The sequence below is a fragment of the Buchnera aphidicola (Diuraphis noxia) genome (genome assembly GCF_001700895.1).
GTDB classification, from domain to species: domain Bacteria; phylum Pseudomonadota; class Gammaproteobacteria; order Enterobacterales; family Enterobacteriaceae; genus Buchnera; species Buchnera aphidicola_D.
The window spans coordinates 160,728-187,206 of the sequence record NZ_CP013259.1 but is presented as its reverse complement, the minus strand read 5'-3'; the positions used below and the strand labels follow the sequence as shown (position 1 = coordinate 187,206).

25 protein-coding genes are annotated in these 26,479 nt (G+C 26.7%); 5 read left to right on the top strand and 20 right to left on the bottom strand.

Going from position 1 to position 26,479, the window contains the following annotated elements:
* Positions 1–16 precede the first annotated feature (16 nt).
* Complete coding sequence (gene nadE / locus ATN01_RS00880; protein ID WP_075433227.1) at positions 17–823, top strand: ammonia-dependent NAD(+) synthetase; 807 nt, start codon at positions 17–19, stop codon at positions 821–823.
* A 13-nt stretch (positions 824–836) separates the two neighbouring features.
* On the opposite strand, the gene sirB1 is transcribed toward nadE, so the two are convergent.
* The 3 genes from sirB1 to prfA all read right to left on the bottom strand — a co-directional run bounded on the left by sirB1 (position 837) and on the right by prfA (position 3,721).
* The gene (gene sirB1, locus ATN01_RS00875) at positions 837–1,646 is read right to left on the bottom strand and encodes an invasion regulator SirB1 (RefSeq protein ID WP_075433226.1); all 810 of its coding nucleotides are present in this window, start codon (positions 1,644–1,646) and stop codon (positions 837–839) included.
* A 165-nt stretch (positions 1,647–1,811) separates the two neighbouring features.
* Positions 1,812–2,639: a peptide chain release factor N(5)-glutamine methyltransferase gene (gene prmC, locus ATN01_RS00870; RefSeq protein WP_075433225.1), complete on the bottom strand. Its 828-nt coding sequence runs from the start codon at positions 2,637–2,639 to the stop codon at positions 1,812–1,814.
* The gene (gene prfA / locus ATN01_RS00865) at positions 2,636–3,721 is read right to left on the bottom strand and encodes a peptide chain release factor 1 (RefSeq protein WP_075433224.1); all 1,086 of its coding nucleotides are present in this window, start codon (positions 3,719–3,721) and stop codon (positions 2,636–2,638) included. Before prfA ends, prmC begins: the two co-directional genes overlap by 4 nt.
* A gap of 173 nt (positions 3,722–3,894) precedes the next feature.
* Here prfA and ispE point away from each other — a divergent pair, with 173 nt between their 5' ends.
* The gene (gene ispE, locus ATN01_RS00860; RefSeq protein WP_075433223.1) at positions 3,895–4,770 is read left to right on the top strand and encodes a 4-(cytidine 5'-diphospho)-2-C-methyl-D-erythritol kinase; all 876 of its coding nucleotides are present in this window, start codon (positions 3,895–3,897) and stop codon (positions 4,768–4,770) included.
* Between the two features lie 109 nt (positions 4,771–4,879).
* Positions 4,880–5,827: a ribose-phosphate pyrophosphokinase gene (locus tag ATN01_RS00855; protein WP_075433222.1), complete on the top strand. Its 948-nt coding sequence runs from the start codon at positions 4,880–4,882 to the stop codon at positions 5,825–5,827.
* 94 nt (positions 5,828–5,921) lie between these two features.
* Here the strand turns inward: ATN01_RS00855 and ATN01_RS03200 are convergent, their stop codons facing one another.
* From ATN01_RS03200 to ndhC, 17 genes are all read right to left on the bottom strand, one after another.
* Positions 5,922–6,188, bottom strand: a complete 267-nt coding sequence (locus ATN01_RS03200) for a CvpA family protein (RefSeq protein WP_075433221.1) — start codon at positions 6,186–6,188, stop codon at positions 5,922–5,924.
* A gap of 5 nt (positions 6,189–6,193) precedes the next feature.
* A complete protein-coding gene (locus ATN01_RS03195; protein ID WP_075433220.1) occupies positions 6,194–6,388 on the bottom strand; it encodes a CvpA family protein in 195 nt (64 codons plus the stop codon).
* Positions 6,379–6,762 (bottom strand): glutamate ligase domain-containing protein, encoded by a 384-nt coding sequence (locus ATN01_RS03120; protein WP_236854814.1) that lies wholly within the window; start codon positions 6,760–6,762, stop codon positions 6,379–6,381. The genes ATN01_RS03195 and ATN01_RS03120 overlap by 10 nt, the downstream gene beginning before the upstream one ends.
* Positions 6,763–7,010: 248 nt before the next feature.
* Complete coding sequence (locus tag ATN01_RS03115; RefSeq protein ID WP_236854812.1) at positions 7,011–7,649, bottom strand: Mur ligase family protein; 639 nt, start codon at positions 7,647–7,649, stop codon at positions 7,011–7,013.
* A gap of 468 nt (positions 7,650–8,117) precedes the next feature.
* Entirely contained in the window at positions 8,118–9,587 is a 1,470-nt protein-coding gene (locus tag ATN01_RS00830) for an NADH-quinone oxidoreductase subunit N (protein WP_075433218.1), read from the bottom strand.
* Positions 9,588–9,621: 34 nt separating this feature from the next.
* Complete coding sequence (locus tag ATN01_RS00825; protein ID WP_075433217.1) at positions 9,622–11,109, bottom strand: complex I subunit 4 family protein; 1,488 nt, start codon at positions 11,107–11,109, stop codon at positions 9,622–9,624.
* 81 nt (positions 11,110–11,190) lie between these two features.
* On the bottom strand, positions 11,191–13,035 hold the full coding sequence (gene nuoL, locus ATN01_RS00820; RefSeq protein ID WP_075433216.1) for an NADH-quinone oxidoreductase subunit L: 1,845 nt from the start codon (positions 13,033–13,035) through the stop codon (positions 11,191–11,193).
* Positions 13,032–13,334 (bottom strand): NADH-quinone oxidoreductase subunit NuoK, encoded by a 303-nt coding sequence (gene nuoK / locus ATN01_RS00815; protein WP_075433215.1) that lies wholly within the window; start codon positions 13,332–13,334, stop codon positions 13,032–13,034. The genes nuoL and nuoK overlap by 4 nt, the downstream gene beginning before the upstream one ends.
* A gap of 36 nt (positions 13,335–13,370) precedes the next feature.
* Entirely contained in the window at positions 13,371–13,871 is a 501-nt protein-coding gene (nuoJ, locus tag ATN01_RS00810) for an NADH-quinone oxidoreductase subunit J (RefSeq protein ID WP_075433214.1), read from the bottom strand.
* Between the two features lie 11 nt (positions 13,872–13,882).
* Positions 13,883–14,425 (bottom strand): NADH-quinone oxidoreductase subunit NuoI, encoded by a 543-nt coding sequence (gene nuoI, locus ATN01_RS00805; RefSeq protein ID WP_075433213.1) that lies wholly within the window; start codon positions 14,423–14,425, stop codon positions 13,883–13,885.
* Between the two features lie 23 nt (positions 14,426–14,448).
* The gene (nuoH, locus tag ATN01_RS00800; RefSeq protein ID WP_075433212.1) at positions 14,449–15,417 is read right to left on the bottom strand and encodes an NADH-quinone oxidoreductase subunit NuoH; all 969 of its coding nucleotides are present in this window, start codon (positions 15,415–15,417) and stop codon (positions 14,449–14,451) included.
* 14 nt (positions 15,418–15,431) lie between these two features.
* Positions 15,432–18,146 (bottom strand): NADH-quinone oxidoreductase subunit NuoG, encoded by a 2,715-nt coding sequence (nuoG, locus tag ATN01_RS00795; protein ID WP_075433211.1) that lies wholly within the window; start codon positions 18,144–18,146, stop codon positions 15,432–15,434.
* Between the two features lie 104 nt (positions 18,147–18,250).
* Complete coding sequence (gene nuoF / locus ATN01_RS00790; protein WP_075433210.1) at positions 18,251–19,582, bottom strand: NADH-quinone oxidoreductase subunit NuoF; 1,332 nt, start codon at positions 19,580–19,582, stop codon at positions 18,251–18,253.
* Positions 19,579–20,058 carry an NADH-quinone oxidoreductase subunit NuoE gene (gene nuoE, locus ATN01_RS00785; RefSeq protein ID WP_075433209.1) on the bottom strand — a complete coding sequence of 160 codons (480 nt, stop codon included), beginning with the start codon at positions 20,056–20,058 and terminating at the stop codon, positions 19,579–19,581. Before nuoE ends, nuoF begins: the two co-directional genes overlap by 4 nt.
* Before the next feature lie 31 nt (positions 20,059–20,089).
* Positions 20,090–21,892 carry an NADH-quinone oxidoreductase subunit C/D gene (gene nuoC, locus ATN01_RS00780; RefSeq protein ID WP_075433208.1) on the bottom strand — a complete coding sequence of 601 codons (1,803 nt, stop codon included), beginning with the start codon at positions 21,890–21,892 and terminating at the stop codon, positions 20,090–20,092.
* A gap of 39 nt (positions 21,893–21,931) precedes the next feature.
* Positions 21,932–22,609, bottom strand: coding sequence for a NuoB/complex I 20 kDa subunit family protein (locus ATN01_RS00775; RefSeq protein ID WP_075433207.1), 678 nt, complete (start codon positions 22,607–22,609; stop codon positions 21,932–21,934).
* A gap of 35 nt (positions 22,610–22,644) precedes the next feature.
* On the bottom strand, positions 22,645–22,998 hold the full coding sequence (gene ndhC / locus ATN01_RS00770) for an NADH-quinone oxidoreductase subunit A (RefSeq protein WP_236854810.1): 354 nt from the start codon (positions 22,996–22,998) through the stop codon (positions 22,645–22,647).
* A gap of 331 nt (positions 22,999–23,329) precedes the next feature.
* Here ndhC and dnaK point away from each other — a divergent pair, with 331 nt between their 5' ends.
* The gene (gene dnaK, locus ATN01_RS00765) at positions 23,330–25,243 is read left to right on the top strand and encodes a molecular chaperone DnaK (RefSeq protein ID WP_075433205.1); all 1,914 of its coding nucleotides are present in this window, start codon (positions 23,330–23,332) and stop codon (positions 25,241–25,243) included.
* 97 nt (positions 25,244–25,340) lie between these two features.
* Positions 25,341–26,477, top strand: a complete 1,137-nt coding sequence (dnaJ, locus tag ATN01_RS00760) for a molecular chaperone DnaJ (RefSeq protein ID WP_075433204.1) — start codon at positions 25,341–25,343, stop codon at positions 26,475–26,477.
* The last annotated feature ends 2 nt before the right edge of the window (positions 26,478–26,479 follow it).

Sequence of the window (26,479 nt, the reverse complement as noted above, 5' to 3'; positions counted from 1 at the left end):
GAATTAGGATAAAAATGTGAATATGCAAAAAAAAATTATTAAATTATTAAAAGTAAAAGCAATAATTATACCAGAAATAGAAATTAAAAATCGTATTAATTTTTTAAAAAAATATTTACTTAACAATATTCATTTAAAAACTTTAATACTTGGTATTAGTGGAGGACAAGACTCCACATTAACTGGAAAATTATGTCAAATTAGTATTGAGCAATTAAGAAAAAAGACAAAAAATACAAATTATCAATTTATTGCATTACGTTTACCATATGGTATACAAAAAGATGAAAAAGATTGTCAAGATGCAATCAATTTTATAAATCCGGATTGTGTCCTAAATATAAATATTAAAAATGCAGTTTTAAGTAATGAACAAGCTTTAAAAAACTCTGGAATTATTATTTCAGATCATATAAAAGGAAATATAAAATCAAGAGAAAGAATGATCGTACAATATAGTATCGCTGCAGTAAAAAATGGTTTAGTAGTAGGAACAGGACATGCATCAGAAATTATTAGTGGTTTTTTTACAAAATATGGAGATAACGGAACAGATATAAATCCTATTTCTACATTAAACAAACGACAAGGTGTTCTTTTATTAAAGCAACTAAGATGTCCTAGTCATCTTTATTTAAAAAAACCAACTGCGGACCTTGAAGATGAACATCCACAAAGAGAAGACGAATCTGTTTTAGGAGTCAAATATGACGACATCGATTCTTATTTAGAAGGAAAAAAAATAGATATTTCTAGTAAAGAAATTATTGAAAAATTATATTTAAATACATTGCATAAAAGAAATAAACCAATAATATTTTAACACATAAAATATTTTAATGTAATATCATTTTTTTTTGTTCAATAGAATGAATTTGAACTTTAATAATTTCACTAATTGGATCTTCAGGACAATGTTCTACAAAATAAATTAAATCTGTTAAAGCGACATGATTGCATTCTAACTGTGCATATATTAATCCTCGATCACGAATTTCATATGGATCATTTGGATCGATTTCTAAAAGTACATTAGTTACATTTAATGCTAATTCCATTTTTTTTTCTTCCATTAGAGCAGATTTTAATATATCCAACATTTTTCGAACAACAGTAATAGATTCAGCTTTATATAAATCATTTTCATATAATTCTGCAGTAGGACTAATGTTACCTTTTAACCATACTTCTAATGTATGTTGATCTAATATGTCGCCGTTAAACGGATTAATTAACCATTTTTTCTTATTAATCCAATCTGCTCTTAAAATAAGCTGAGTAGGAAATATAACAGGATTTAATGGTAATTTTAATGCTTGTGCAATATGTAAAAATACAATGCCTAAAGACACTGCTGTACCTTGACGTGTTTTTAGTACATTATCAATCCACAGTGTATCTGAAAGTTTGTAAATGCCACTTGCACCACCAAATTTCCAGTGAATATAGAATAATTCTAATAATTTTTTTAGTTGTCTATTTGGTGTACATTCAGATGAAATATAGGATTCTGCTTCCTTTATTCTAGTTTTTAATTCAGAGATCACAGCATGTGCCGGAAAATCTGATCGAATAACTTGAGAAACAGCAATGATAGATTCAAAAAGCGATATTTTAGAAAAATTGATATTAGAAAAAGATTTCATATGTTCAATAATCGTAATGTTTGTAAAAAATTAAAAGTTTAAATTGCATAAGTGATAATATAATTATATATATATTTTATAGTAATGTATAATATTGTTTTCTTTTATTATGATTACAAGATTGTTGATATTAAGAATTCGTAGAAATATATAAAATTTTATTTATCATTTTTTTTTTCCGATTGTAAGACGATCATTTCCCCCATAATCTTGATAGGATTTTATTTCAAAAAAATTATGTTTTTTAAATAATTTTTGTACTTTTAATTTTTGTTGCCATCCATGTTCTATAAACAATAAACCTTTAGAAAATAAATAAAACTTTGCTTTTTTTATAATAATTTCGATATCTGATAGTCCATTTTTTTTTGATATTAAAGCCATATAAGGTTCAAAAAAAATATCTTTCTTTAAATATTTGATATCTTTTTTACCAATATATGGTGGATTGCTTACAATTACATGAAATTTACTAGTTATATGTGAAAACCAATTACTAAAAAAAAAAGAAACATTTTTTAAATTTAATTTACATGCATTAATTTGAGCTATTTTAAGAGCTTTTTTTGATTTATCAACACCAATAACTCTCCAATGAGAACAAGTATTAGCTAATGATAAAGCGATAGCTCCACATCCAGTACCTAAATCAAGAATTAAAGCATGTCGTTTTTGGATCTTAGATATTACCTGTTCCACTAAAATTTCTGTATCAGGCCTGGGAATAAGAGTATCATATGAAACACTTAAAGATAAAGACCAAAATTCTTTTTCTTTCGTTATATAAGCTAAAGGTTCTCCTAAAGATCTACGATAAACTAAATAATTTAAATATTGATATTTTTGTCTATTTAATTTTATCGTATCAGAAGTCAAAATAAAACTATGAGTACAACCTGATACATATCTTAATAACAATTCAGCTTCATATTTAGGATTATCACACAAAGATAATTTTTCAATAGATTGTTTTAACCAATTTTTAATATTCATAATTTAGATTTTGATAAAGACGAAAGAAAATCCGCTTGATATTCTTGTATAATTGGTTCGATAAGCAATTCTAATTTTCCTTGTAATACTTCATTTAGTTTATATATAGTGAGATTAATTCTATGGTCTGTAATTCTATTTTGAGGAAAATTATATGTTCTATTTCTATCTGATCGTTCACCACTTCCTAATAAAATTTTTCTCATACAAGCATTTTCTTCATGAGTTTTTCGTAATTTTTCTGCGTGCACACGCGCAGATAAAATAGATAAAGCTTTAGCTTTATTTTTATGTTGCGATCGTTCATCTTGACATTCAACAACATGACCAGTAGGAATATGAGTAATTCGAATAGCAGAATCAGTCGTATTGACATGTTGTCCTCCAGCTCCAGAAGAACGAAAAGTATCAATTTTTAAATCAGACATATGAATTTCTTCCATTTCAGTTTTTGGTACGACTGGCATAATAGCAACAGTGCAAGTAGAGGTATGAATTCTACCTTGTGATTCTGTTTCTGGCACTCTTTGTACACGATGACCACCAGATTCAAATTTTAAACGACCACATACACCTTTTCCTGTAATTTTCGCAATTATTTCTTTAAATCCTCCTTTTTCATTCTCACTAGCACTCATTATGTCAACTTTCCAATCACAAGATTCAGCATATTTAGTATACATACGAAATAATTCACTAGAAAAAATTGAAGATTCATCTCCTCCTGTAGCCGCTCTAATTTCAATAAAACAACTGCGTTCGTCATTAGGATCTTGAGGAATTAATAATTTATTAATTTTTCTTTCTAAAATTTTCTTTTTTTTATTATATAAAATTAATTCTTTTTCTGCTAGTTCTTGTATTTCTGTATCTTCACATAAAGAGTAAATATTTTCAATATCAAGTTCTAATTTTTCCCATTTCATAAAACATTTAACCACTTTAGAAAGCTTTAAATATTCTTGAGATAAACTCTTTAAGCTTTCTTGATTAGAGATAATATGTTTTTGAGTAAGTAAAATTTCAATTTCTTTAAAACGATTTCGTAAAGATTTTAATTTATTTAAAATAGAATCATTCATAATTTTTTCCATTTATTAACATATTGTATATAAAAAATATATTTTTTATTTAATAATTCAAAAAAACTGTAAAATTGAAATATCTACATTTATTAAAATTATTATATCATTTTTAATGTTTTTATTGTATTTTTAACAAAAATAACTTGAAATTTATTTTAATAAAAAAATAAATGATTTATACCTGGCCATCTCCCGCAAAAATTAATCGTTTTTTATATATAACTGGCATACGTCCCGATGGATATCATTATATACAAACATTATTTCAATTTCTTGATTACAGTGATACATTAAAAATAATCCCTAATCAAAAAGGTACAATTAAGTTATTTACCAAAAAAAAATCTCTTATTAATATAAAAAATACTATTATTATTGCAGCTAATTTATTAAAAAAAAAAGCATTACTATACAAAAAAACTAACTCTTATAATTTGGGTGCTACAATATTTTTAAATAAAAAAATACCAATTGGTAGCGGACTAGGAGGTGGATCTTCTAATGCTGCAACTGTTTTAATTGTTTTAAACAAGTTATGGAATACACAATTTACCTTAAAAGAACTTGCTTTATTTGGTCTTGAGATAGGGGCAGATGTACCTTTTTTTGTTATGGGAAATACTGCTATAGGTGAAGGAATAGGAGAAATATTATATCCAATTAAAAAAAAAGAAAAATGGTATTTACTTGTATATCCTGATATAAAAATCTTAACAAAAGATGTATTTTCAAGCCCTTGTTTAACAAAAAGAAAATCTAAACAATCTATAAAACAATTACTAAAATTAAATTTTACTAATGATTTAGAGTATATCGTCACAAAAAAATTTACTAAAATAAAAAAATTAATTTTAAAATTATCTAAATATGCACCTTCACGAATAACAGGTACTGGATCCTGTATTTTTTCTGAGTTTCAAAATAAACAATCAGCTAAAAAAGCGTTTTTATTATTACCTAAAAATACAAAAAAAATCATAGTAAAAGGGACGAATATTTCACCATTACACAGTCTCATTTATAAAAGAAAAAATATATCTTATTAATTCGAAAAAATATTTTTTTCATCATTTTGTTATTAAACTTTAAAAATATGATAATAATATAAAAAAATACCGTTCATTTAAAATATATCACAGAAAAATAAGGTTTTTTATGCCTGATATGAAACTGTTTGCAGGAAATTCTATTCCAAAACTAGCGAAATTTATTGCAGATCGATTATATATTAATTTAGGAAATGCTTCTGTAGGTCGATTTAGTGATGGTGAAATTAGTGTTCAAATTAATGAAAATGTAAGAGGCGGAGATGTTTTTATTATTCAATCTACATGTTCGCCTACTAATGACAATATAATGGAGTTAGTTGTGATGATAGATGCTTTAAGACGAGCTTCTGCCGGTAGAATTACTGCAGTAATACCATATTTCGGATATGCTCGTCAAGATCGTCGAGTAAGGTCAGCACGAGTACCAATAACAGCAAAAGTAGTGGCTGATTTTCTATCTAGTATTGGAGTAGATCGAGTATTAACAGTAGATCTTCATGCAGAACAAATACAAGGTTTTTTCGATGTACCTGTAGATAATGTTTTTGGTAGTTTAATTCTTTTAGAAGATATGCTCCAAAGAGAATTAAAAAATCCTATTGTAGTTTCACCTGACATTGGAGGAGTCGTAAGAGCTAGAGCAATTGCCAAACTACTTTATGATACTGATATGGCAATTATAGATAAAAGAAGACCTCGTGCCAATATCTCTCAAATTATGCATATTATTGGAGATGTTGCAAATCGTGATTGCATTTTAGTTGATGATATGATTGACACAGGAGGTACTCTTTGTAAAGCTGCAGAAGCTCTTAAGGAAAGAGGAGCTAAAAGGGTATTTGCTTATGCAACTCATCCTATTTTTTCTGGAAATGCTTCAATAAATTTAAAAACTTCTGTTATTGATGAAGTTGTCGTATGTGATACGATACCGTTATCAACCAATATTGAATTATTACCTAATGTACGTACGTTAACTTTATCAGGAATGCTAGCGGAAGCCATCAGAAGAATTAGTAACGAAGAATCTATTTCAGCAATGTTTGAACATTAAACTTGTGATATTTTATTTTTTACAAAATTTTTTAAATGTTGTTAATACTAAGCACAATATAATTCTTATACTCATATAAGCAATGTGCTTAGTTTTAAACACGATTAAAAAAATCAAATAAATAAATAAAAATTTTAGAAAAAAAAGAAATAAAAATAGAATATTTTACATAATCTTCAAAATTATCTAGATTCATATATTTAAAACAAAATAGAACACAACATACTAATATGACACCACGAAATATTCCAAATAAACCTCCTAAAAAAAAGTTTAAAAAAGAGAGATGATTATTTTTTATTATTTTTGTTAAACAATAATTGAATAGTTGTTTAAAACAAAACAAAACAACGAATGTCATAATAATTAAAATTTTTTTTTAAAAAAAGTATATTGTAAAGAATTTTTATAAAAAGAAATAAAATAATGATAACTATTAAAAAAATAAAAATTAAATAACCAAAACAAAAAGGTAATACATTCTTTATGAAAACCACGATAAAATCCAATCATAAAAGAGATCAAAATAATACAAATTATTATGTAATCAATTATAAACATGTGTTTCCTAAAATTATATGATTTTGTATATTACTTGCTATAATAAATTCCGCAACAGTCACAAAAGAACCAAATACTAAAATAACATCTTCTTTTTTTACTAATTTACGTAACTTTTTATAAGTTTCATCAATACTATTCGAAAAAAATGTATTATTTATAGGCAAAGTGTTTTGTAATTGATCTATAGTTGCAGTTCGAGAGTTTTTTAAAGGAGAGGCATACCAATAATCAATTTTTGTTTTTAAAGGAAAAACAGTTCCTGAAATATCTTTATCTCGAAACATACCTATTACTGCATATATTTTCCCTTTTATAAACATTTCGTCTATTTTTTCTGATAAATATAATGCAGCATCTGGATTGTGAGCCACATCAAGAATAATATTTGGTGAAGAAGAGATAACTTGAAATCTACCTGGTAATTGAACAGTAAGAATTGATTCATTTATAATTTTTTCATTAATTTTAAAATCTGTATAATATATTGCTGATAGAGCAATAGCAACATTGGATAAAGGAGTGTTAACTACAGGTAAATTATATAATTGAACATTTGAATGAATAAAATTCCAACGATAATAGTTTTCTTTCCAAAAATAATAATCAAGATTAATTTTTTTTAATATTGCTTTTTTTTTTGAGCTATTTTATTCATGGAATCTGGAATGTCAGTTTCGCCAATTACAGAAATTATATTTTTTCTAAAAATTCCAGATTTTTCACGTGCAATAAGTGAACGATTTTTACCTAATATCTTAGTATGATCTAATCTTATATTAGTAATGATAGATAAATTAGGATCTACAATATTAGTGGCATCTAATCTCCCTCCTAATCCTACTTCTAATATTATAATATCTAATGAATATCTTTTAAATAAAATCAATGCTGAAAGAGTGATGAATTCAAAATAAGTCAAAATAGTTGTTTTTCTTATATAATCTACTTCTTCGAAAGAAGCTATGTGTTCTTCAGCACTAAGAGTAGCCCCATTGATTCGAACTCTTTCTAAATAACTTATCAGATGAGGTGAAGTATATAGTCCAACTTGGTAACCTGAATCTAAAAATAATTTTTCTAATATTGCACAAGTTGTACCTTTTCCATTCGTTCCAGCTACAGTAAAAACAAAAGATTTAAAATTTAATAAATCTAATTTTTCAGCTATCAATTTTAATTCATTCAAATTAATCTTTTTTTTATTTGATATTTCTAAATACTTTAACCACGCAGATAAAGATTTTTTTTTGTTAATCATATGATTTTTAGTTTTTGTATAAAAATTAAACTTAATGTTTTTATGAATGTTTTTATATGAAAAATAATTTTTAATAAGTTGAATTTAAAAAAAATAGTTAGTTAAATATTAATTTCAAAAATACTAAATTTTTTTAATACAAAAAAATTTTTTATTATTAATATTTTTAATAATTTTAATTAAGTGATCAAATCATAAAATATAAATTTTTTTAGATAGTTCTATCAAAACACTTTTTAAAATGATTAATAAAAATTGAAAATAAAATACTATAAAAAATTTTATTTTTAATAAATATATTGCAAAATATAATAGCATTTTTAGACTAAGAAAGTTCATAAAATTAAATATTTTAAAAGAGTATTTTTTATAAATACTATTGATATTAAAATCGTAACAAATCCTAATAATATAAACATAATAAATATAAATGAATAAATACATCTTATGTATTTAAGAATAACATTTTTAAAAGTATAAAAAGGATTTGATATAATTAATTAAAGGATTTGGATAAATACCAAATATTAACAATACAATACCTGAACAAAATATTACTAATTTTGAAGGATTATACAAGTAATTATTAGATATTTTTAAATTGTTTTCTAACATTGTTTTTGATGGATATACATATAAGGTGATAATAAATCTCAAATAACAATAAAAACCTAACAAAGTACTTATTAAAAAAGAAATACCCACTATCCACAAATGTTCTTTTACAATAATTGATAAAATATAAAATTTTCCAATAAATCCTAAGGTCATTGGAAAACCAGATAAAGAAAGCAAAACAAGTGTCAATATACTTGATAAAATTGGTTGATTCCAAAAGAAACCTGTATATGAAGATATTAAATTAGCTTGATTGTTTTTATGGTAATTAGTAATTAAATTAATTACACCAAAATATGCTATATTGCTAAAACAATAACCACATAGATATATAGAACTCGCCTCTAAAGATAATAAGTAATTATCTTTTGATGCTAATAAAACTATAAATAAATAACCTATCTGTGAAATTGAAGAATATCCAAAAAATCTTTTAATATTGTTTTGGAAAAGCGCCATTAAATTTCCAACTAACATAGAACAAACAATAATGAATAACAATATATTATAAAATATATTATCATTTAAACTAGAAATTTTAGATAAAAAATGCAATAAAACACAAAAAGTAGAAATTTTTCCAACGGTTGAGAAAAACGACAATACTACTGAAGAAGTTCCTTGATAAACATCAGGAGTCCATAAATGAAACGGTACAATTGACAATTTAAAAAACAAAGACATTAATATCATTACAACACCGAAAAAAAGAATTAATCTTTCATTTAAAGATATAACATTCAATGTTTCATTAATAGATATCAAACTTAAATTTCCAGAAATAGAATAAACCCATGCAATACCAAATAATAAAAAACTAGATGCAACACTAGATAAAATTACATATTTAAATACAGCTTCTAAAGAGTTTTTTTTATTATTAAAATAAGCAATTAAACCAAATATTGGTATCGAGGTAACTTCAATGTTAATAAACAAAGAAGCCATGTGATTAGAAACTACTGACAGTATAGCCCCTAATGTTGAAATTAATATTAATAAATAAAATTCTTCTTTATTATACGGATATTTAATTAAAGACGGATAGGCAAAAATACATGTGCTAATACTACAAATAAGAATCATTCCTATATAAAAAATAGAATATTTATCAATACGAAACAAATTAACTACATCTATAGGAACTGTTTTAATTAAAAAAAATAATGAAAAAAACACAAGTGTAAAACTAATTATAACAAATATAGAAGTAAAAAAATGATTTCTATTATAAGAAATAGAAAGTATAACGATTGCTAAAGTAGAAATAATAATAAAAAAAGGTAAGAATACGATTAATTGTTCTAAATTTATCATCATTACTCATTATAACCTTATTTTTAGGATAGAAGTGTTATTTTTTTTGAATACTATGTATAAAACTATATGAAATATTTATAATTTTTTGCGGATTCGTTCCCAAAAAAATTAACATAAGAACCAACGCTAACATTATCGATAATTCTTGTTTAGTTGTAAAATCAACAGTTAATTTTTTTTTATCAGAACCATAAAAAATTCTTTGAATCATACTTAAGGAGTAAATAGAAGAAAAAACAATACCTATGACTGCAAATATACATATATATGGAAAATTAGAAAATATTCCAGATAAAATTAGAAATTCACCAATAAAATTCCCTGTTCCAGGAATTCCTAGATTTGCTAAAGAAAAAAATAAAGCAAAACCAGGTATCCAATAAACAAACGACCATATACCACTCATTTGAGAAATATCTTGAGTTTTTATACGTTTATAAAGTTGACCAGATAAAATACATAAAGCTGTAGTAGATACACTATTTGATAATATCTGAATTATTACTCCTTGAAGTGCAATTGCACTATTACTATAAATACCAATTAAAATCAATCCCATATGAGAAATAGATGAATACGCAATTAGTTTTTTCAAGTTACTTTGAGAAAAAGCAAGAAAAGCTCCATAAAACATACTAATCAGACCTAAAAACATGGCTATAGAAGTAAATATTTCTGTTGAATAAGGGAAAAGTACTAAATTATATCTCAAAATAGCATAAGGAGCAGTTTTTAATAACAAACCTATAATTTCTACTGAACCACAATATGTAGATTTAGAATGAACATTAGGTAACCAACTATGAAATGGGACAATAGGCATTTTTATTGCAAACGCTATAAAAAAACCCAACATAACTAAGTATTCTATATGTTTATTAATTGATTGTGTCAGTAATATATTATAATTAAAAGTCAAAACATGAGTATTTTCATAATAAGTAAAAACTAATAACAAAATAGATGCAAGTAATATTAAACCAGAAATTTGTCCATATATAAAAAACTTATTTTCTGTGAAATGCTTTTTGTCTCTTTGAGGTGCATTACCCCATAAAGATATTAAAAAATACATGGGAATTAAAACTATTTCCCAAAAAAAGAAAAACAAAAAAAGATCAATAGCAATAAAAATCCCAATAGTTGCAGTTAAAACTAGCATAAAATTAAAATAAAAAAATCCTTGGTGATTTTTTATTTCATTCCATGAACATAAAATAGCAATGAAAGATAAAATGCAAGAAAAAATTAACATTACAATAGAAAAACCGTCAATTGCAATATTAAATTCAATACCTAATGTCGGTATCCAAGGTATTTGAAATTCAGAACTCCAATTATGAAAATTAGAATTTTCAATAAAAAAATAATGTTTTTGTAAAAAAATCTGAATAGCAACTAATAAAGTTAATAATATTCCACTCAAAGCAATCCAACGCGGTATATTCTTATGTAATTTATAAGAAAAAAAAGCAAATAAACTACTAAAAAATGGAATTATAATTAATAAAGAAAGTAACATTACACGTATTTTCCTATTATCTACTATAAGTATTGAATAAATGAAACTGATTATTATTTATCATAAAAAAATAAAGTTTATTTAAAAATAAAACCAATAAATTAAAATCAACATAAATATTGAATTAATACCTAATATCATTGAAACTATATAAAACCTTAAATAACCACTGCTACTTTTTAATAAATAAAAGTTTAAAATATATGTTATTTTGATAAAAAAATAAGAAACTCGACCTATAGGATCACAAGATAATATTTTTGAAATACGCAAATACAAATTTACAACAGATAAATTGTACAACCAATCAAAATAATACCCTTCTAATAAACAACTATGTATGTTATTTAAATATTTAATTTTACATAAACGATCAATAAAACCCGGATTTTTAATCCAAAAATAATAGGATAAATATATTCCAGCAAGAGACAATAGACTACATATAATTTCTAATATAAATTTATCATCTGTCGAAATATTAAATAATGGAAACACATGAAAAAATGAAGGACATATGTAGGTTCCAAAAAATGTAGAAAAAAATAAAAGAATTAATAAAGGTGCATTATGTGAAAATCCTTTATAAAGAGTAACTTGATTATAACTAGGTCCATGAAAAATTACAAAAATCATTCTAAATGTGTATAAAGCAGTTAGAAAGGAACAAAATAAAGAAATTAAAAATAAATTATTATATCCACTTTTTAAAACATGAAATAAGATATCTCCTTTACTATAAAATCCAGAGGTAACTAAAGGCACAGAACTTAAAGATGCGCCTCCTACTATAAAACTAAAATACAAAAAAGGAAATTTTTTTCGCAAGCCACCTAATTTAAAAATATTTTTTTCATTACATGATAAAATTAATGATCCTGCGGATAAAAACAATAATGCTTTAAACACTGCATGCATGATCAAATGTGTAATAGCTGCACCCCAAGCTTTAACTCCTAAAGCTAAAAACATGTAACCTATTTGACTCATCGTAGAATAAGCTAAAATACGTTTCAAATCATTTTGACATAAAGCGGAAAAGCTAGAAACTAATATAGTTAACGTTCCGATAAAACTCATCCAATATAATATATTTGGAGCTAATAAAAATAAAAAATGTGTTCGTGCTATTAAATAGACTCCAGCAGTTACCATAGTAGCCGCATGTATTAAAGCTGAAACAGGAGTCGGACCAACCATTGCATCTGATAACCAAGTATGCAATGGAATTTGCGCAGATTTACCAATCACACCTATTAATAAAAAAACAGCAATGCAATTTAAATTATAACCGTTTTCTATCTGTAAAAACGTTGATAAGAATTTAATTTCTTGAAAATTAAAAGTACCGTATTCTTGATATACTAAAAATATTCCAATTATTAAAAAAATATCAGAAATACGAGTTAAAATAAAAGCTTTTAAAGCACAATAATTATTGTAAGTTTTAGTATAATAAAATCCAATTAATAAATAAGAACAGACACTAACACCTTCCCATCCTAAATACATTAATAAAAAATTATCAGCTAACACTAATACTGACATACTAGCTATAAATAGATTTGTATAAGCAAAAAAACGTGAATAACCTTCTTTGTTTTTCATATACCAAGAAGAAAAAATATGTATTAAAAAACCAATACCTGTAATCATAAGTAACATATTTAAAGATAATTCATCTAAAAAAATGCTAAAATCGATTTTAAATTCATCAATAGAGACCCAATTATATAATTTTTGAGTAAAATTATGATTAATATTTTTAATCAGATTCTTTCCATAAAACACAGTAATAAAAAATGATATAAATACTGAAGATATAGCTATACAAGAAGTCTTTCTGTTAGAAATTCTACCTTGTGAACAGGATAACAATAAAAACCCAATTAACGGGGAAAGTATTATTAATAAAATAATGTTCATCCACGCATCTCACTTAAAATATCAATATTTAATATTTTTTGACGTCTATAAAATTGAAGCAATAATGCTAGTGCTATACTAGCCTCTGATGCAGCTAATGTAATAGCAAATATATACATTATTTGACCATCTGATTGTTGCCAGTAATTTCCTACAAAAACTAATGCTAATGCAACAGCATTTATCATTATTTCTAAACTAATTAATATAAAGAATATGTTACGTCTAATCATCAAAGATGTTAAACCTAAAACAAATAATACTAATGATAGAAATAATCCGTGAAATAAAGAAATCATGCATTATCATTCCTTCAAAATTAATTAATAATATTTTTACTTAATATGTTTTTTTTTACCACTTATATGAAACACTACAATTAAAGCAGCAAGTAAAAGAAGCGAAGAGACCTCAACTAATAACACATAAGGACCAAATAAACTAATACCTACTATTTTTGCATCAATCACCAATCTTTCTATTTTTTGATTTTTTAAAGAAAATATTGCATAACTCATTAATAAAAAGAATGTCAACGATAAAATACCAGATAAGATCCAAAAAATTGGGGTAAAAATTTTTTTTGATTTGATATTATGTTCATTTTCAAAATTAAGAGTCATAATCACAAACACAAATAAAACTATAATAGCCCCCGCGTAAATAATAACTTCTAAAGCTCCGGCAAATAATGCTCCAATCGAAAAAAAAATACCAGATATAGATAAAAGAGATATAATCAAATAAAATAAAGAATATACTGCATTTTTTTGAATTATTGTGAAAAAAGTAGACATTATAGCTATAAACGAACATATATAAAAACCATATTCCATAAAAAATTTCCCTATGGTAATAAATTCTTTACATCAACAGGTTCAGATTCAGAATGTAATTTATTTATTTCTTTATCTTTTATAGACACACCACAAAACTTATAAAAGTTATAATCTGGATATTTACCTGGACCTGAAATTAATAAATCTTTTTTTTCATATATCAAATCTTTTCTTTTAAAATCAGATAATTCAAAATCAGTAGTTAACTGAATAGCTGCTGTAGGACATGCTTCTTCACATAAACCACAAAATATACATCGAGAAAAATTGATTCTAAAAAATTCTGGATACCAACGACCATCTATTTTTTCAGATTTTTGTAAAGAAATACAATCTACTGGACATACTGCAGCACATAGATTACAAGCAACACAACGTTCCTTTCCATCTGTATTTCGAGTTAATATAATACGTCCTCTGTAACGAGGAGAAAGAGATACTTTTTTTTCAGGATATAATCTAGTTTCAGATCTAGAAAAAATATTCAAACCAATCATTAAAATACTTCTTATCTGAGTGAAAAATCCAAAAATAATATTTTTTAATGTCATAAATAAAAAATTCTCTTAAAAAATTATAATAATATAAAAAAAGCAGTTAATAACAAATTTAATAACGTTAACGGCAAACAAAATTTCCATCCAAATGACAACATTTGATCATATCTTGGTCTCGGCAAAGACGCTCGTATTAAAATAAAAATAAAAATAAACAATACTGTTTTTAAAAACAACCATATATAACTATCAACCCAAGGTCCAAACCAACCCCCAAAAAATATTGTCACTATTAATAATGAAATCACAATAATAGAAATATATTCTCCAATAAAAAATAAACCAAATTTCATTCCAGAATATTCAATATGATAACCATCCGCTAATTCTTGTTCAGATTCTGGCTGATCAAACGGATGTCGATGACATACAGCCAATCCTGCTATAAAAAAATTTAAAAAACCAAAAAACTGTGGAAATACATTCCACATATTTTTTTGATAATTAATGATATCTAAAATTTTAAAAGATCCTGATTGTGCTACTACACCCATTAAAGATAAACCCAAAAATACTTCATAACTTAAAGTTTGAACACAAGCACGCATTGCACCTAATAAAGAATATTTATTATTACTAGACCAACCAGCAAACAATACAGAATAAACAGATAAACTAGCCATCATCAAAAAAAACAAAATACCTATGTTTAAATCAATGATAATTAAATTAGACGTAAACGGAATAATTGGAACAACGAACAATAAAGCAACAAAAGAAATGATTGGCGATAAATTAAAAATAAATTTTCTACTAAAGGGAGGGGTCCAATCTTCTTTAAATAAAATTTTAATCATATCAGCGAAAAGTTGTAAACTACCCATCCAACCTACTCGATTAGGACCATGTCTATTTTGAAAGAAACCTAATAGTCTACGTTCAATAATACTTAACATAGCTGCAGAAAATATTACTAAAAACAAAATACAAATAACTTTTGAAAAACAAAAAAATATTTCAAATACATTTGTTTTAAACGAAATCATTTAATAAATTCCTGTTACAATTGAACTTTTTGACCAATAAGAGAAATAGGAAAACTTTTTCTTCCTACAGGTAAGCCGATCTGTTTTGAAGATAAATGCTTAGAAATCCGTATCTTTAAACGATAATTTTGTTTTAAACAATGAAATTGTAATGTTGAATCTTTATTCAAACCTAATTTAATACTATCTACTAAACTAATTAAGGCATATGCTTCAGGAATATTTTCCTGTATAATCAATGAATATTGAGTTAATTCTTCATTTCCATAAATATGATAATAAGGAATTATATACCAATATTTTTCTTTCATAAAATTTTTTAGGATTGGAATAAAGGAAAAATTTTTTATTATTTTATTTTTTTTAAACAGATGTGTTCCTGAATTACCAGATATTAGAGACTTTCCTATTTTGTCTTGAAACTTATTCCACGCTTGAGGTGAATTCCATCCAGGAAACCAAGCAAATGGGATATGAGATATACATTTGTGAGGTTGATTATATCCTTCCATAGAAAAAGAAAACATAGTGTTGATATCTTTAGGTTGTTCAGGTTCATGAATATTAATATCGGCACGTAAAGCAGTTCTTCCACTAGACCTATTAGGAGAACGAGAAATTTTTTGACCATGAATGCGAAAATTAGCATTTTTTTCATTGTTTTTAATTTTTTTAAAAATTGGATATTTTTCAATACATGCATTTATCACATCATCTAAATTAAACCAAGATATTTCTGTCTTATTTATCTTTGATTTAATATAATGTAACCATTTCCAACTTTCATGAAGACAATTTCTGTTATCATAGAACATAGGATCATACACTTGAAAAAATCTTTGTGCTCTTGCTTCAAAGTTTACTATAGTTCCAGAAGTTTCTGTAAAGTTAGTTGCCGGTAATTTTAATCCAGATTTTTCATAAGTCTCAGTATGCTGATGATCTATTGTAATTATTTTTTTTTTGTTCTTGAACACAAAATCACAATCATATTTAGATAAAAAACGATATATATCGTACTCCATAAAAATCACTGCATCTACTTTCTTTTCTTTGAACTGTTTTAAGACAGTATCTATAGAGATACCTCCAATTAAACTTAGCCCTAAAGAATTACAAGAAGATGTTAAAAAAGCTAAACCAACATGATGATTAATATTTCGTGTTTTAATAGACGTAGCGATATTTATCGCAGATTTTATAATAGAACTACTAAAAGAATGCGAACCAGAAATAATTAATGCTTTTTTTGACGAAAGTAATCTATTTGCAATAGTTGAAACTTTTTCTTTTAAAACAACACTTAAATTTGATAATTTTGGTAACTTTTCATCTAACTCACACGCAATAGCATATGAAAAATTCACTTGTTCATGAATCGATGCAAAATAAGACCATTCAGCAACATCATCTAATTTAGTTTCATGAGTATGAATAATATATAAAGAATTTTTATGATGTTCTACAATTTGCGAAATAGGAGTACTATTCCATTTAGGAATCTGATGTAAATTTGCCATATCATGTGCTTTTTTTTTCATTGCTTGACGTATTGCAAGCGCAACTCGAGGGGATGTTTGTGTTAAATCTTCTCCTAAAACTAAAATTACATCATAGCTTTCAATTTCTTTTAAATTAGGACTATATAAACCACTATTTTTCAAACAATCTAAAATTATTGTAATGCATTTTTCTTCTTTTTTCGTCATTCCATGAGAAAAATTTGATTTTCCCACTAATTCTTGTAATGCGAAATTATTTTCTATACTTGATCTAGAAGATCCCACTCCAATTACACGACTATATTTTTCAAAAAACAAAGCACCTAATTCTATTGCTTCTTGAAAATTTAATATCATAGAATTATCACTGTTTACATAAACGGGTTTTTTTGGACGTTTGCTTAAACTAGTATGAGAATAACCAAATCTACCGAGATCACAAATTAAATAATGATTGATATTTTGATGATATCTATTTTCTATTCGACGAATTTCACCATAACGTTCTCCAATGCTAATATTACAACCAACGCTACAATTGTGACAAATGCCTGGAGCATATTGCATATCCCATTTACGATTATATTTTTTAGAATGAGTGTTATCTGTAAAAACTCCAGTAGGACATAACTCTATTAAATTCCCTGAATGTTCATTCTCTAAACCCCCATTTTCTATACGACCGAAATAGAGGTTATTATTACAACCATACACACCAAAATCCGTTCCATCCGCATAATCATTATAATATCTAACACAACGATAACAAGCAATACACCTATTCATTTCATGCTTAATAAACGATCCTAAATATTGATTTTTATATGTTCTTTTTTTAAACCTAAAATTACGAACATTATGTTTTGTCATTACAGCCATATCTTGTAAGTGACAATGACCACCTTCTTCACATATCGGGCAATCATGTGGATGATTAGTTAATAAAAGTTCTATTATAGAACTTCTAAAAGTTTTTGATTCTATATCATTAACAGAAATTATCATTCCATCTATTACAGGAGTCATACACGACATAATCAATCGACCTTTACAATCTTCAAAATCATTATATTGTGTTACAGCACATTGACGACAGGCTCCTAAACTTCCCATTAAAGGGTGCCAACAAAAATAGGGAATATCAATACCTACTGATAAACACGCTTGAAGTAAATTTTCTGATTCATCAACATCATATGTTTTACTATCTACATAAATTCTAGCCATAAGAGAATAATTCCAAAACTGATATTTAAAGAAAATTTTCTTAAAATAATTTTATACAAATTAAATAAAAAAATACTGATTTTTTAAAATGTTGATTATTAATGTTAAAGAACATTAGACTGTATTCCTGGAATTTTTTTATTAAACTGTACATTTTTCATATTAATTCCAGCTTCAAATTCAGAACGAAAATATTTTATAGCACTTTGTAAAGGTTCGATTGCTCCAGGTGCATGAGCGCAAAATGTTTTTCCTGGACCCAAATTTTTACATAATCGTTCTAAAATATTTACATCATTTTTATATCCTTCAGATTTTTTTAAACTTTTTAGTATCTTCACAATCCATGGTAATCCATCTCTACAAGGAGTACATAAACCACATGATTCACGAGAAAAAAACTTTTCTAAATTATATACCAATGAAACCATATTAGTTTTATTGTCTACGGCCATACAAAGAGCTGTCCCTAAACGACTACCTGCTTTACTAATATTTTGAAAATCCATTGGTAAATCTAAATGTTTGTCAATTAAAAAATCCGTACTGGCACCTCCAGGTTGCCAAGCTTTTAAAAAAAATCCATTCTGCATGCCACCAGCATATTTTTCTAATATTTCACGTGCACTTATGCCAAAAGGTAATTCCCAAACACCAGGGTTTTTTACTTTTCCTGAAAAACCCATTAATTTAGTTCCACTATCAATACTTTTAGATAAACTTTTATACCAATTAACACCATACAATAAAATCGCTGGAATATTAGATAATGTTTCAACATTGTTTACACAAGTAGGTTTTCCCCATAAACCAAATACGGCTGGAAATGGAGGTTTAGATCGAGGATTAGCTCTGCGACCTTCTAATGAATTAATTAAAGCAGTTTCTTCTCCACAAATATATCGACCTGCTCCAGTATGTAAAACTAATTCAATATTGAATGCACTTCCTAAAATATTATTACCAAGATAACCAAAAGTTTTTGCTTCTTCTATAGCAGTTTTTAAAATATTTTCAGCAGAAATATATTCTCCTCTTAAAAAAATATAAGCACGAGAAACATTTAATGCATATGAAGATAATATTATTCCTTCAATTAATTGATGAGGAAGTTTTTCCATCAACAATCTATCTTTGTAAGTACCTGGTTCCATTTCATCTGCATTACATATTAAATAACGATGATCTGAAGAAAATGTATTTTTAAACATTAAACTCCACTTTAAACCAGTAGAAAAACCTGCTCCTCCTCTTCCTTTTAAACCTGATTCTTGTATTGTCTGAATAACTTCTTTAGAAGACATATTTTTTAATACTTTTTTTAAAGATGCATAACCATTTTTTTTGCAATATTCTTTTATCCAAATAGTTTTTTGATCATGTCTTAATCGCCAAGTTAAGGGGTGTGTTTCAGCAGAACGAATAGTTTGATTCATTTGTATAATTCCAATAAATGTTTAATAGATTCAGCATTTAAGAAAGAGTATGTGTCTTCATTAATCATAAGAGTTGGAGCTTTATCACAGTTTCCTAAACAACAAACTGGTAATAAAGTAAACCGATTATCTTTACTTGTTTCTCCAGTTTTTATTTTTAAAGAATTTTCTAATGTTGTTTTTATAATTTCATAACCTGTTAAAAAACAAACAACACTATCACAATAACGAATGATATTACGACCTACAGGTTGGCGAAAAATTTGACTATAAAAAGTAGCAATCCCTTCGATTTCACTAGGATTCATTTGAAGTATTTCAGAAATGGCATAAATCGCTTGATCAGAAACCCATCCTCTTTTTTTTTGAACAATTTTTAATGCTTCTATAGAAATAGCTCTATAATTTTCATAATATTTTTTTTGACTTTCTATTTCTTGTACTTCTTCTTTAGTTAGTTGAAATTTTATACTAATTTTCCGAAATTTACTTTTTTTTTATACATAATTATCTATCCACGTCAGACATAACAAAATCTATACTACCTAAATATGCAATTAGATCTGATATTAAACTTCCACGAATTACTGAAGGTATTTGTTGTAAATGTGGAAAACTAGGTGTACGTATTCTTGTACGATAACTCATCGTACCACCATCACTAATTAAATAATAACTATTAATTCCCTTCGTTGCTTCAATCATTTGAAAACTTTCATTTTTTGGAATAACTGGTCCCCAAGAAACCTGTAAAAAATGATTGATCATAGTATCTATATTTTGCAAAACAGATAGCTTATCAGGTGGTGTGGTTAAAGGATGTTCAGCTTTAAATGGACCTTCTGGCATATTATTCAAACATTGTCTTAAAATAATAAGACTTTGATAGATTTCTTCTACTTTAATCATTACTCTTGAATAACAATCACTAATACCTTTTCCTATCGGAACATCAAACTCATAGTTTTGATATCCAGAATATGGTCGCCATTTTCGCACATCAAAATCTAATCCTGTAGCACGTAATCCTGCTCCTGTCACACCCCATTTCAAAGCTTCTGTTTTATTATATTCAGCAATTCCTTTAGAACGATTGATTAAAATACTATTTTGTAACGAAATTTTGATATAATACTTTAATCTTTTTGGCATCCAATGAAGAAATTCTTTTAATAAAATATTCCAACCATTTGGTAAATCATTAGCAACTCCTCCAATACGAAACCAAGCAGGATGCATACGAGCACCTGTAATTGCTTCAATTAAATCATATATTTTTTGACGATCAGTAAACGCAAAAAAAACAGGTGTCATACAACCAACATCTTGGATAAATGTAGAAATATATAGTAAATGACTATTTATTCGAAATAATTCTGACATCATTACTCGTATCACTTCAACTTTTTCTGGAACTATAATATTAGCTAATTTTTCGACAGCTAATACATAAGGCATTTCATTTACACAGCCTCCAAGATACTCAATTCGATCAGTATAAGGAATATAACTATGCCATGATTGACGCTCTGCCATTTTTTCAGCTCCACGATGATGATATCCAATATCTGGTACACAATCTACAATATGTTCACCATCTAGTTGTAAAACAATTCTAAAAGCCCCATGAGCAGAAGGATGATTAGGACCTAAATTTAAAAACATAAACTCTACGTTATTGTGTTTACGTTTCATTCCCCATAATTCAGGATTAAACTTCAATCCTTCCATTTCAAAATCTTCTTTTTTTTCATTTAAAAAATACGGTTCATATTCAGTTGCTCTTGCGGAATAATTTTTTCTTAATGGATGTCCTATCCACGTACTTGGCATAATAATGCGAGTTAAATTAGGATGTTTATCAAAAACAATACCAAACATATCCCATGTTTCACGTTCATACCAATTAGCATTTGGAAATAAATTAGTAAATGTCGGTAAAATTAAATCTTGTTCTAGTAATGGAACTTTTAACATAACATCAGAATTTCGTTCAATAGATATTAAATGATAAAAAACAGAAAAATCTGCAGGGGGTAAATTTTCTCGATTTAATCGCAAACGCTCATCAATACCATGTAAATCATAAAGCATAGTATAAGGTTTAGATAAATTATATAAAAATTCACCTATTTTTAATAAAAATATTTTATCAATCCATAATATAGGAAAACCAGTGATAGTGATTTGTTCAATAAAACATTGCTGACCAAATGCACGAAATAAATTTTTTACTATTGAATCATTTGAACTGTTTTTGAAAACATTTTTAAATAAAAATTTTTTTTCTTTTCGATTTAAATTTATCATATATTGCTCGTTACTCTTATCTTAACAAGATCAAGTATATCATGAAATATTTTCAGAAGTAGGAAGGTTAATTACATTAATTCTTTTATTTCTTCTTTTTTCTTTTTCAGAAACCATTTTTTTATTATATATACCTTGTTCTCCAATAATCCAAGATAACGGCCTTCTTTCTTCTTTAATTAATTTTTGTAATAACATTAAACCTTGAATATACGCTTCAGGACGAGGTGGACAACCAGGAATATAAATATCTACGGGTAAAAATTTATCTACACCTTGCACAACAGAATAAATATCATACATTCCACCCGAATTAGCACAAGATCCCATAGAAATAACCCATTTTGGCTCTAACATTTGATCATATAATCTTTGAATCACAGGTGCCATTTTGATAAATGGTGTACCAGCAATCACCATAACATCAGCTTGTCTTGGAGAAGCTCTTAATACTTCAGATCCAAAACGAGCAACATCATGAACAGAAGTAAAAGCAGATACCATTTCAACATAACAGCATGACAGTCCAAAATTATAAGGCCATAAAGAATTCTTTCTTCCCCAATTAACTATTGTATGTATCAATTGAGTGATTTTACCCATAAATATATTTTTTTTAATATATTGCTTTACAGGATCTTCGACAGAAGTAGTATTTTTTCTAGGAAAATTGACGTTGCGTTTATGATTTTCTGCTCTAGTTAAAGTATAATTCATTTTTCTCTCGTTTAAATGTTAAATATGTAAATTTTTTAAGATATCCAATTTAGTGCTTTTGTACGAATTAAATAAATTAATCCTAATATAATAGACATTATAAACATAAAAGCTTCTTCAAATCCAACCCATCCAGACTCAGTAATACTGACAGACCATGCATATAAATATAATGCCTCAACATCAAAAATAACAAAAAAAATCGCAATTAAATGAAATTTTGCAGAGCAATGAAGAAAAGTATTTCCTATAGAAGAAATACCTGATTCAAAAGGTGTGTTCTTATATCTAGATGTAGATCTACCACCTAACATATAACTTAATAGAAGCATAAAAAAACAAAATCCAAAAGAGAACATTATAAAAATAAAAAAAGATAAATATTCCATTGTGATTTCCATGTTTTTTATAGAAAAAGTTTTTATTATAATTATAAGTAAAGTATACAATAAAAAAATATTATAATATGAAATATATTAATAAAAATATGATTTTTAATAAATAAAAAATTCCAAAACAGTTCATATTTTATTATAAAAAACTTTAGTTTTTTTTAACCTAAACCCTTGATGGCAGAAAAAGAGACCCCATTTAATAATCATTCAACTTTAAAGCTAACATGCAATAAAAATACTATTTTATTAGTTTATTAAAAGCCAAAAAAATGGTTGCATAAAGGTTGAAAACCCAATTTATCAAGCTATTATAGGAGAAATTTTCATGGGTAAAATTATTGGTATTGACTTGGGAACAACCAACTCTTGTGTTGCCATTATGGATGGCAACAAACCTCGTGTTTTAGAAAATGCAGAAGGTGACCGTACAACACCTTCAATCATTGCATATACTCAAGAGGGAGAAGTTTTAGTCGGACAACCAGCTAAACGTCAAGCTATTACAAATCCAAAAAATACATTATTTGCAATAAAACGTTTAATTGGTAGAAAATTTCAAGATGATGAAGTTCAACGTGATATAAAAATAATGCCGTATAAAATTATCAATTCTGATAACGGTGATGCATGGATTAATATAAAAAAAGAAAAAATAGCTCCTCCTCAAATTTCAGCAGAAGTTTTAAAAAAAATGAAAAAAACTGCAGAAGACTACTTAGGAGAGAAAATAACAGAAGCAGTCATAACAGTTCCTGCTTATTTTAATGATGCTCAACGTCAAGCTACTAAAGATGCAGGAAGAATAGCAGGATTAGAAGTAAAAAGAATTATTAATGAGCCTACAGCTGCTGCACTCGCTTACGGTTTAGATAAAGGGCAAGGAAATAGAACAATTGCTGTTTATGATTTAGGCGGTGGGACGTTTGATATATCTATTATTGAAATTGATGACGTTGACAAAGAAAAAACGTTCGAAGTCCTTGCGACAAATGGAGATACTCATCTTGGAGGCGAAGATTTTGATAGTAGATTAATTAATTACCTAGTCACAGAATTTAAAAAAGAACAAGGTATAGATTTAAGGAATGATCCTTTAGCTATGCAACGGTTAAAAGAATCTGCAGAAAAAGCAAAAATAGAACTATCATCTGCACAACAAACAGATGTCAATCTCCCATATATTACAGCAGACTCTAACGGTCCTAAACATTTAAATATTAAAGTTACTAGATCAAAATTAGAATCTTTAGTAGAAGATTTAATAATACGTTCTATTGAACCAGTAAAGGTTGCGTTAAAAGATGCAGGACTTTCAATTTCAGACGTGAATGATGTAATCTTAGTAGGTGGTCAAACAAGAATGCCAATGGTTCAAACCAAAGTCGCAAATTTTTTTGGAAAAGAACCTAGAAAAGATGTAAATCCAGATGAAGCTGTTGCAGTAGGTGCTGCTGTTCAAGGGGGTGTGCTATCTGGAGAGGTTAAAGATGTTTTATTACTTGATGTCACTCCATTATCATTAGGTATTGAAACAATGGGTGGGATAATGACTCCACTTATAAAGAAAAATACTACTATTCCTACTAAACATAGTCAAGTTTTTTCAACAGCAGAGGATAATCAATCAGCAGTAACCATACACGTATTACAAGGTGAGCGTAAAAAATCATTAGATAATAAATCGTTAGGACAATTTAATTTAGATGGAATTGAACCAGCACCTAGAGGAACAGCACAAATTGAAGTAACATTTGATATCGATTCTGATGGAATATTACATGTTTCTGCAAAAGATAAAAAAACAGGAAAAGAACAAAAAATTACCATTAAAGCATCTTCTGGGCTGAAAGAAGAAGAAATTAAAAAAATGATAGATGATGCTGAAGCTAATTCTGAAGCTGATCAAAAATTCGAAGAATTAATTCAAACAAGAAATCACGCTGATCAATTAATTCATACTACAAAAAAACAATTAGATAAAAATAAAAATATCCTTGAAGAAAAAGATAAAAATGAAATTAAATGTGCTTTAGATGATTTAGAAAAATCATTAAAAGGAGAAAATAAATCTGACATTGAAGAAAAAATACAAATTCTTTTAAAAAAATCATCAAAGCTAAACGAAATAAATCAAAAAAAATCTGAAGAAAATTCACATAATAAAAACAACCCATCTAACAAAAAAGACGAAAATGTCGTAGATGCTGAATTTGAAGAAATCAAAGATCCTAAAAAATAAAACATAGGGATAATTATAATAGAATTTAAACTAGCACGGGCGTAGAAAATTCCTCTACGCCCGTGCATTATTTTAAACTCAAACAGAGCAAGCAAGAATGGCAAAAAAAGACTATTATGAAGTTTTAGGAATTTCAAGATCTGCGGAAGAACGTGAAATTAAAAAAGCATACAAAAAATTAGCAATGAAATATCATCCTGATCGTAATCAGGGAGATAAAACTGCAGAAAATAAATTTAAGGAAGTAAAAGAAGCATATGAAATATTAATCAACGAAGAAAAAAGAACTGCATATGATCAATATGGACATTCTGCTTTCGATCATAATAATGCTGGAAATAGTACATATAGTACATTTACTAGCTCTTCAGATTTTGGAGATATTTTTGGAGATGTTTTTGGAGATATATTTGGAGGAAACAGAAATCAAAGAGCTAAAAAAGGATCTGATTTATGTTATAATATGGAAATTTTATTAGAAGAAGCAGTCAAAGGAACAAAAAAAGAAATTCGTATTCCCACTTTACAAACTTGCAAAATATGTTATGGAAGTGGATCTAGAATTGGCACAAAACCTCGATCATGTCATACATGCCATGGAAAAGGTCAAATACATATTAGAAAAGGATTTTTTACTGTACAACAATCTTGTACTACATGTTATGGAAAGGGAAAAATAATTCAAGATCCTTGTCGTTCATGTCATGGACAAGGAAGAGTGGAAACATATAAAACATTACTTGTAAAAATTCCACCTGGAATCGATACCAATGATCGAATTCGTTTAAATAAAGAAGGAGAATCTGGTATCAATGGTGCAGAACCAGGTGATCTTTATGTTCAAATTACAGTTAAAAAGCATCCTATTTTTGAAAGAGAGGAAAATAATTTATACTGTGAAGTACCAATAAATTTTAGCATGGCCGCTTTAGGCGGAGAGATAGAAGTCCCTACTTTAGACGGAAGAGTTAAATTAAAGATTCCATCTGAAACACAATCAGGAAAACTCTTTCGTATTAAAGGAAGAGGAGTGCAATCTGTACAAAATAGAAACAAAGGTGATTTGTTATGTCGAGTTGTAGTAGAAACACCCGTTAATCTGAATGCAAAACAAAAAAATCTTTTATTTGAGTTAGGAACAAGTTTCAATGGTTTTCGTGGTGAAAAAAATAGTCCACGTTCAAAAAGATTTTTTGATGGAGTAAAAAGATTTTTTGATGATTTAACAAAATAAAA

What these genes read in the sequence shown, in the direction of transcription:
- nuoG (WP_075433211.1), bottom strand. Translation starts at nt 18,146, where the DNA reads ATGGCTAGAATTTATGTAGATAGTAAAACATATGATGTTGATGAATCA.
- nuoC (WP_075433208.1), bottom strand. Translation starts at nt 21,892, where the DNA reads ATGATAAATTTAAATCGAAAAGAAAAAAAATTTTTATTTAAAAATGTT.
- prfA (WP_075433224.1), bottom strand. Translation starts at nt 3,721, where the DNA reads ATGAATGATTCTATTTTAAATAAATTAAAATCTTTACGAAATCGTTTT.
- nuoF (WP_075433210.1), bottom strand. Translation starts at nt 19,582, where the DNA reads ATGAATCAAACTATTCGTTCTGCTGAAACACACCCCTTAACTTGGCGA.
- ATN01_RS00825 (WP_075433217.1), bottom strand. Translation starts at nt 11,109, where the DNA reads ATGTTACTTTCTTTATTAATTATAATTCCATTTTTTAGTAGTTTATTT.
- nuoK (WP_075433215.1), bottom strand. Translation starts at nt 13,334, where the DNA reads ATGATTTCTTTATTTCACGGATTATTTCTATCATTAGTATTATTTGTT.
- ATN01_RS03195 (WP_075433220.1), bottom strand. Translation starts at nt 6,388, where the DNA reads ATGTTTATAATTGATTACATAATAATTTGTATTATTTTGATCTCTTTT.
- nuoI (WP_075433213.1), bottom strand. Translation starts at nt 14,425, where the DNA reads ATGACATTAAAAAATATTATTTTTGGATTTTTCACTCAGATAAGAAGT.
- dnaJ (WP_075433204.1), top strand. Translation starts at nt 25,341, where the DNA reads ATGGCAAAAAAAGACTATTATGAAGTTTTAGGAATTTCAAGATCTGCG.
- ATN01_RS03115 (WP_236854812.1), bottom strand. Translation starts at nt 7,649, where the DNA reads ATGATTAACAAAAAAAAATCTTTATCTGCGTGGTTAAAGTATTTAGAA.
- nuoH (WP_075433212.1), bottom strand. Translation starts at nt 15,417, where the DNA reads ATGATTTCGTTTAAAACAAATGTATTTGAAATATTTTTTTGTTTTTCA.
- ATN01_RS03200 (WP_075433221.1), bottom strand. Translation starts at nt 6,188, where the DNA reads ATGACATTCGTTGTTTTGTTTTGTTTTAAACAACTATTCAATTATTGT.
- ATN01_RS00775 (WP_075433207.1), bottom strand. Translation starts at nt 22,609, where the DNA reads ATGAATTATACTTTAACTAGAGCAGAAAATCATAAACGCAACGTCAAT.
- nuoL (WP_075433216.1), bottom strand. Translation starts at nt 13,035, where the DNA reads ATGAACATTATTTTATTAATAATACTTTCCCCGTTAATTGGGTTTTTA.
- prmC (WP_075433225.1), bottom strand. Translation starts at nt 2,639, where the DNA reads ATGAATATTAAAAATTGGTTAAAACAATCTATTGAAAAATTATCTTTG.
- ATN01_RS00830 (WP_075433218.1), bottom strand. Translation starts at nt 9,587, where the DNA reads ATGATGATAAATTTAGAACAATTAATCGTATTCTTACCTTTTTTTATT.
- nuoJ (WP_075433214.1), bottom strand. Translation starts at nt 13,871, where the DNA reads ATGGAATATGGTTTTTATATATGTTCGTTTATAGCTATAATGTCTACT.
- sirB1 (WP_075433226.1), bottom strand. Translation starts at nt 1,646, where the DNA reads ATGAAATCTTTTTCTAATATCAATTTTTCTAAAATATCGCTTTTTGAA.
- ispE (WP_075433223.1), top strand. Translation starts at nt 3,895, where the DNA reads ATGATTTATACCTGGCCATCTCCCGCAAAAATTAATCGTTTTTTATAT.
- dnaK (WP_075433205.1), top strand. Translation starts at nt 23,330, where the DNA reads ATGGGTAAAATTATTGGTATTGACTTGGGAACAACCAACTCTTGTGTT.
- ndhC (WP_236854810.1), bottom strand. Translation starts at nt 22,998, where the DNA reads ATGGAATATTTATCTTTTTTTATTTTTATAATGTTCTCTTTTGGATTT.
- ATN01_RS00855 (WP_075433222.1), top strand. Translation starts at nt 4,880, where the DNA reads ATGCCTGATATGAAACTGTTTGCAGGAAATTCTATTCCAAAACTAGCG.